Annotated in this window: 9 protein-coding genes; 3 read left to right on the forward strand and 6 right to left on the reverse strand. The window is 37.9% G+C overall.

Going from position 1 to position 7,483, the window contains the following annotated elements; genetic code table 11:
* Positions 1-57: 57 nt before the first annotated feature.
* A complete protein-coding gene (locus tag AC1DPQ_RS12105; protein WP_477609466.1) occupies positions 58-1,254 on the reverse strand; it encodes a pyridoxal phosphate-dependent aminotransferase in 1,197 nt (398 codons plus the stop codon).
* Between the two features lie 113 nt (positions 1,255-1,367).
* Between AC1DPQ_RS12105 and AC1DPQ_RS12110 the strand changes: the two genes are divergently transcribed.
* Genes AC1DPQ_RS12110 through bioA form a run of 3 tightly spaced genes read left to right on the forward strand, consistent with a single transcriptional unit; the run spans position 1,368 to position 4,100 of the window.
* On the forward strand, positions 1,368-2,354 hold the full coding sequence (locus AC1DPQ_RS12110) for a cation diffusion facilitator family transporter (protein ID WP_131031170.1): 987 nt from the start codon (positions 1,368-1,370) through the stop codon (positions 2,352-2,354).
* A complete protein-coding gene (locus AC1DPQ_RS12115) occupies positions 2,341-2,793 on the forward strand; it encodes an NUDIX domain-containing protein (protein WP_477583478.1) in 453 nt (150 codons plus the stop codon). Before AC1DPQ_RS12110 ends, AC1DPQ_RS12115 begins: the two co-directional genes overlap by 14 nt.
* A gap of 2 nt (positions 2,794-2,795) precedes the next feature.
* On the forward strand, positions 2,796-4,100 hold the full coding sequence (gene bioA / locus AC1DPQ_RS12120) for an adenosylmethionine--8-amino-7-oxononanoate transaminase (protein ID WP_477609468.1): 1,305 nt from the start codon (positions 2,796-2,798) through the stop codon (positions 4,098-4,100).
* Between the two features lie 237 nt (positions 4,101-4,337).
* Here the strand turns inward: bioA and AC1DPQ_RS12125 are convergent, their stop codons facing one another.
* The 5 genes from AC1DPQ_RS12125 to AC1DPQ_RS12145 form a co-directional block, all read right to left on the reverse strand.
* Positions 4,338-4,772: an SRPBCC family protein gene (locus tag AC1DPQ_RS12125; RefSeq protein ID WP_477609470.1), complete on the reverse strand. Its 435-nt coding sequence runs from the start codon at positions 4,770-4,772 to the stop codon at positions 4,338-4,340.
* 2 nt (positions 4,773-4,774) lie between these two features.
* Positions 4,775-5,092 (reverse strand): ArsR/SmtB family transcription factor, encoded by a 318-nt coding sequence (locus tag AC1DPQ_RS12130; protein WP_477583228.1) that lies wholly within the window; start codon positions 5,090-5,092, stop codon positions 4,775-4,777.
* A gap of 85 nt (positions 5,093-5,177) precedes the next feature.
* Entirely contained in the window at positions 5,178-5,594 is a 417-nt protein-coding gene (locus tag AC1DPQ_RS12135) for a VOC family protein (RefSeq protein ID WP_477583229.1), read from the reverse strand.
* A 297-nt stretch (positions 5,595-5,891) separates the two neighbouring features.
* Positions 5,892-6,227: an MmcQ/YjbR family DNA-binding protein gene (locus AC1DPQ_RS12140; RefSeq protein ID WP_477583231.1), complete on the reverse strand. Its 336-nt coding sequence runs from the start codon at positions 6,225-6,227 to the stop codon at positions 5,892-5,894.
* A gap of 16 nt (positions 6,228-6,243) precedes the next feature.
* On the reverse strand, positions 6,244-7,483 hold a 1,240-nt coding region (locus AC1DPQ_RS12145; RefSeq protein WP_477609472.1), incomplete at its 5' end, for an exonuclease domain-containing protein.

Consider the following 7,483-nt stretch of genomic DNA (forward strand, 5'->3'; position numbering starts at 1 on the left):
ATTAACATGGATTTTTATGATGATATTGCTAACCGCAAACGGTTAACTGAAAACTTGTTAGGCTAACTTACCTAAAGCTTCTTTAATTCTTCTTAATGCTTCAACCAAACTCTCGTCAGATGCTGCATAAGATAAACGGATGTAGTTGTTGTTACCAAACGAATCGCCACCAACAGTTGCTACGTGACCAACGTTTAATAGATATAAAGCCAGGTCTGAAGAATCTTTAATTACATTTCCGTCAGCATCTTTTTTACCGAAGAACGAACTGATTTCTGGAAAAARGTAGAAAGCACCATCAGGAAGATTTGTTTTTACACCTGGGATTTCGTTTAATAAATTGTAAACCAATTCTCTACGGCGCAAAAATGCTTCTTTCATTTCTAAAACACTGGCTAAACCTTGCTCGTAAGCAACAATTCCTGCTCTTTGCGCAATAGAACAGGTTCCAGAAGTGGTTTGTCCCTGTAATTTATCGTTAGCTGCTGCAATTTCTTTATTAGCGGCAATATAACCTAATCTCCAGCCTGTCATGGCGAAAGCCTTAGAGAAACCGTTAACAATGATTACACGGTCTTTAATGCTGTCGAATTGAGCAATAGACTCATGTTTATCAACAAAGTTAATATGCTCATAAATCTCATCAGATAAGATGTAGATATTAGGGTGTTTTTCGAAAACGGCAACCAGCGCTGCTAATTCTTCTTTACTATAAACCGAACCTGTTGGGTTACATGGCGAAGAAAACATGAATAATTTCGATTTCGGCGTAATGGCTGCTTCTAATTGCGCAGGAGTGATTTTGAAATCACTTTCAATATCGGTATCGATAAAAACAGATTTTCCTTCTGCAAGGGTTACCATTTCTGAGTAAGAAACCCAGTAAGGAGTAGGGATGATTACTTCATCATCAGGATCAATCAAAGTTAAAATAACATTCGATAAAGATTGTTTTGCACCTGTTGAAACCACGATCTGAGAAATATCATAGTCCAGGTTGTTTTCTGTTTTTAGCTTGTTTACGATTRCCTGGCGCAGGTCTGGATAGCCCGGTACCGGCGAATAACGTGTATAATTTTCATCTAATGCCTTTTTAGCTGCATTTTTTACGTGATCGGGTGTATTGAAATCGGGTTCACCAACGCTTAAACTAATGATGTTAATGCCCTTAGACGCTAGCTCGCGACCAAGTTTGGTCATTTTAAGGGTTGCGGATTCAGATAGACTGTTGATTCTTTTGGATAAGGTGCTCATGGTTAATTACTTTGAGCGCAAATATATAAACCAAATATTATTCTGCACTAAAAAAGACATAGTTTTTCTCATTTAATTTATTCGATAAGCGTATTTTTGAAAAAAATATCCTGGTGTCGGTAAAAAAGAAAGCTATAATAATTTCTCTGGTGGTGAGTGTGGTGCTGATGTTGGCCAAGTTTGTTGCGTACTTTATTACGGGATCAAACGCCATCTTAACAGACGCAGCAGAGAGTATTGTAAATGTAATAGCAGGGAGTTTTGCCTTTTATAGCATTTACCTAAGCACACAACCCCGCGACGAAAATCATCCTTATGGACATGGAAAAGTTGAGTTTTTCTCGGCTTTTGTAGAAGGGATATTGATTTTGATCGCAGGAGTGGTTATTATTTTCAAATCTTCGTACAACCTTATCTATCCTCATTTGGTAGGGGAACTATTAACAGGAACGCTGATTATTGGCATCACGGGCCTGATTAATCTGATTGTGGGCCTATACCTCATCAATGTAGGTAAAGATGAGCATTCGGTTACATTGCAGGCTGATGGTAAACATTTGTTAACTGATACCTACACCAGCGCGGCGATTGTTGTTGGTTTAATATTAATTCAGCTAACAAATATTATTTGGCTAGATAGCCTGCTTTCTTTTTTGGTAGGTTTTTACATTGTTTATTCTGGTTATAAACTTACCCGTGGTTCGGTGGGTGGATTAATGGATGAAAGTGATTTTACACTTGTTGAAGAAGTAGTAGATGTTTTACAAAAGAACAGGCACAACCCATGGATTGATGTGCACAACCTGCGTACCCAGCAATATGGCCCTGAATTTCATATCGATTGCCATGTAACATTGCCTTATTATTTTGACTTAAATAAAGTTCACCGCGAAATCTCGCAGATTGATGAACTGATCAATAAAAACGGCTTTCGCAAAGCAGAACTCTTTATTCATGCAGATCCATGCTTGCCTGAATGTTGCCATTATTGCCACATGAGTGAATGCCCAGTGAGGGCAGAGGCCTTTAAAAAGGAAATTGTATGGACACCAGAAATAGTAATTAAAAATAAAAAGCATTTCGAAAATGAGCTACTTTAATGTTAGGGTCTATGGATTGTTAATTAACCAAAATAATGAGGTTTTGGTAAGTGATGAGGAAGAATATGGCTTTCGTTTCAGTAAGTTTCCAGGTGGCGGTTTAGAACTTGGCGAAGGATTAATCGATGGATTAAAACGTGAGTTTGTGGAAGAATGCGATGCTGAAATTGAAGTATTATCTCATTTTTATACTACAGATTTTTTTGAAAAATCGTCATTTAACGATAGCCAGGTAATTAGTGTGTATTATATTGTTAAAGAAAAAGCTCCTTTGCAGCTGACCTTTAAAGATGTTATTTACGATTTCGATGGAGAAGGTGAAATTCTTCAGGCTTTCAGGTGGGTGAAAATTGAAGATTTAAATATTGAGGATATTACCTTTAAAACAGATAAAACCGTAGGCCAACTTCTAAAAAATCAATATTCAGTTATATTATAATCATGATGCCCGATTCGTCCAAACTCCATACTCCAGATTCTAAACTCAACTTAACTGAACGCGATCAAAAGGTAATCTGGCATCCCTATACCCAAATGAAAAATGCACTTCCTCATATCCCAATTATTAGGGGCGAGGGGGTATACGTTTTTGATGAGGATGGTAAACGGTATATCGATGCGGTTTCATCCTGGTGGGTGAACATTCATGGTCATTCACACCCTTATATTGCACAAAAAGTAGCCGAACAGCTCAATGTGCTTGAACATGTGATTTTTGCAGGTTTTACGCACGAGCCCGCTGTGCTACTTGCAGAAAGGCTTTTACCTATATTGCCTGGCAAACAGGATAAAGTTTTTTATACCGATAACGGATCAACAGCAGTAGAGGTAGCCTTAAAAATGTGCCTGCAGTACTGGGACAATAAGGGCACGCCAAAAACGAAGRTTTTAGCCTTTAAAAATGCCTATCATGGCGATACTTTTGGCGCCATGTCTGTTAGCGGCCGCAGTATTTTTACCGATGCTTTTAACAGTCTATTGTTTGATGTCGAGTTTATCGATCTGCCAAACGAAAATAACATCTCATATCTAACATCTCATATCTCGAATCTTAAAGATACCGCTTGTTTTATCTTCGAACCACTCATTCTAGGATCGGGCGGGATGTTGATGTACGAAGCTAAATATTTGGATCAACTTTTATCTGCCTGTAAAGATGCAGCAATTTTAACCATTGCTGATGAAGTGATGACAGGTTTCGGTAGAACAGGAACTTATTTCGCTTGCGAGAAATTAACTAACAAGCCTGATATTATTTGTTTAAGCAAAGGTTTAACCGGTGGAACAATGCCATTAGGGGTAACCACCTGTACGAAGGAGATTTTTGAAGCATTCTTAAGTGACGATAAATTAAAAACACTTTACCACGGACACTCTTTTACAGCGAATCCTATTGCCTGTGTAGCTTCTTTAGCGAGTTTAGATATTCTGTTAAAAAGCGAAACACTTCAGAATATTAAGCGTGTAGAAGCCAAACATGCTGTTTTTCTTGAAGAAATTAAAGCACATCCTAAAGTTAAAGCAATTAGGCAAACGGGAACAATTATTGCAATAGAGTGGGAGACTGGCAATGAAACCTCTTATTTAAGTAATCTGCGTAATTTATTGTATGCGTACTTTTTAGATAAGGGAATTATATTGAGGCCATTGGGCAATATTATCTATATCCTCCCACCGTATGTAATCAGCGATGAAGATCTCGATTATATTTATGCAGGCATAAAATCGGCTTTAGAAGAGGTATAGGTGCTTTTAGGTCGTAGCTAGTTGCTACGACCAGTATTTGTTTTTTAGAATGGTCGTCATTCCCACGCAGGTGGGAATCTTAAAGCAACTTACAAATCAAGCTAAAGCATTAAGATTATCTTCGATGAGCACTTCGTGGTTCCCAATCAAGTTGAGAATGACGAATCGACTAAATCTGTCATTCAAACTCCTTTGTTTTTCCTGAAACTGACTTCTCAGAATGACGAAACGGGCGAATTACGCTCCTGGTTCCAAATAATTTTTAAGTGCATCATTAACGAAATAAGTCCAGCCGCCATTGAAACTTGTTTTGGCAAAGTCAGGGCCGTTCTCAGCAAAGCTTTCTATACCACTATGTGTTAATTTCAGCCTTGTTTGCTCGCCTTGCTCAAATAACTCCCAGCTTACAACAGAGTTACCCGGATAACCGTCATACCGCCAACTGTAGGCGAGTTTCCTGCCCTCAACAATTTCTGTTATTTCGCAGAGATGTAAATATTGAGGACCATCATCCGGTCCACCAGAAAACTCAAACTTAAAGCCTACTTCGGGTTTAAAGTTTTCCAATTGAAAATACCACTGTTTAATTTCATTGTTGTCGGTTAAAGCTTTCCAAACTTTTTCGATAGGCGCATTATACACCCGTTCTACAATAACTGGTTCGTTTTTCATCTTTATTTTGATTTAGTGTCTTTTGATAAGTGTATTTCTAAAGCATCTAATTTGCTTGTCCAAAAAATACGGTATTGTTCTACCCATTTAGATACTTCTGCTAATTTTTGAAATTGTATGTTAAAGTACCGGTCACGGCCTTGTTGGGTAACTTCTACTAAACCACATTCTGTTAAAACTTTAATGTGCTGTGAAATGGCAGGTCGGCTCATGTCGAAATTTTCGGCAATCGCATTTAAATTTAAGGTGTTATGCGCAATTAGATTGATGATTTCTCTTCGGGTAGGATCGGCAATGGCTTGAAATACATCTCTTCTCATAAAATTAATTGCGTAAGTAATTGCTTACAAATATAAATGTAAGTAATTGCTTACGCAAATTTTAATTTATTTTTAAATAATAAAATTAACCCAAGGGCATTTTGCTCATATCCATATATAGAATACTCCATCTTTGTCCATCCAGATCAACAAAACCACAGCCATACATCCAGCCGTCTTTATAACCGGGCTCGCCATAAAGTGTGCCACCGGCAGCTACAACTTTTTCAGCCAGATCATCTACTTCCTCCGGACTTTCTGCATCAAAGGAGAATAATACTTCGCCGCCATTGCGTTTATCGGCAATACTGGTTCCTGCAAACCCTTCGTACAAAGCCTCTTCAAAAAGCATAATCGCTAAATTACTTTCTCCTACTAAAAAGCACGCCGAATCTTCGCGGGCGCCATACTGGAGGTTAAGCGTAAAACCGAGTTGCGTGAAGAATGCTTTTGACTGGTTAATGTTTTTTACCGGAAGGTTTATCCAAAGTGATTTTGTCATAACGTTTTATATTTGATGTAAGTAAAGATAGGTAAGCAGCTATAGAGTTGTCCTTGCTAAAAAAGAAAATTAACAGGGCTGTTTGAGACAATTCAGGTTATCGTGATTAGCTTATATTTTCTTCTATTCCTTATATGGTTAACGCATTGCGGCAATATTGCGCCTTGTGAAGCATAGTACTTTATTAGCCTGCGTTTTATAATCTTATGGGCTTAACTGGTTAGTGAAGTTATTGTACTAATTCTTGCCATGCACGGCATTTAAGGGTATTTCAGCTCATAATGTTAAGAATTGTACTTAAGCTTTGTACTTTTCTGAAAGGTCCTTTGAGGCCACATTGCAATAAGAAAGTGTAAGTGCATCGATAAGCATTTCGTCTGTTAATGCTGTTAGGTCAAAAATTGTCCAACCTTGTTTGCCCCAAGCCCCGCTAGCTGGCCATATGCTGTTCCGATCAAAATCACAGAAAACAGACTGATCAATTGCTGATAATTTAAATGTTGCCTGCTTTTTCTGGGTATTTAGCGTAGCAAAGATCTTTTTATTTACCCGGAAGGAAGTTTTTTCGAAATGTGGCAATTCAATAACTTCATCAAAAGATAGGCAATGAGCTATAAATATTGATGAATCCATGGCGTGTAGTTAAACGTTACAATTTATACAATTTCTGTGGGTGTTGTTCCGCGTAGTTCAGAATTAAATTTAAGATATAACTGTTGGACTGATAGATAGAAAGATCATTTTTGATTGGCGCCAGACCGTCAGCAAGATAGTTCTTATCGGTGAAGTAGCCCATTCCATAAAATTTTCCATTCTCTACAACCAAACAGCTAAACTCGTTGTCTTTTCTGCCCTCATCCACCAATGCGAAACTTGGTTGTTGTTTCTGGATATCGGCCAATGCTGTGTTTAATTTTTTATTATAAACACTTACAGTTTCTATTCCGCTGCAGGCACCAAAACATTGCCCATTTTCGTGTGCATAACATTTAGTGGCCGTTTTTTGCAGGTAACAGAGCTTAGCACAAAGCTGGTATTTATCAACAAGTTGGTTTAAGAAATTATAACCTTCCAATAAGCTGTTAAAACTCTGAAAAGCGTTATTGTTTTTTTTATGTTTATCTATCGCTAAGCGCAAATAGCCGTTTTGATCTTCGAAAACATATAAATCATATTTATGCTCATAACGCTTCATTGCCCGGTTGTTTTCAGGCCAAAGCCGTTTTATTTCATTGGCTTCTAAAATGAGTGCCATTAATTCGGTACCACAGATTACATGGTCTACATGATGAATCGTGCGTAAAAAATCCTGGCGTTGCCGGTTAGGTGTATTGCCTGTAAAGTGACTGGTTACGCGTTTCTTAAGGTCTTTAGCTTTTCCAACATAAATAATCTTGCCCTTACTATCTTTAAAATAATATACACCAGGTTGATGAGGTAACCTCAGAATCGAAGCTTTATCTAAGTGCGGCGGTAAAGCCTGCTCTTTTGATGTTTTCTTCAGCATTTCCGCAATTATGCCTTCCTGATCGTATTCTAGCAATAAATTGAATAGGATACTTGTTGCATCTGCATCTCCCGCTGCCCGGTGTCGGTTTTGAATCGGAATCTGCAAGGCTGTACAAAGTTTTCCYAAACTATATGAAGATTTGCCAGGAATTAGTTTTCTGCTCAACCTTACCGTACACAGCTTTTTGCATTGTAAATCATATCCTGCAGCTGCCAAATGATGCTTCAAAAAGGAATAATCGAAGTTTACATTGTGCGCCACAAAAACCTTATCGTTTAATAACTGATAAATCTGTAAAGCAACATCATCAAAAGTTGGGGCATCCAACAACATGTTATCATCAATACCTGTAAGCGCCGTAATGTAAACGGGTATAGGC

This window comes from Pedobacter sp. 01T416_2 (assembly GCF_056398925.1).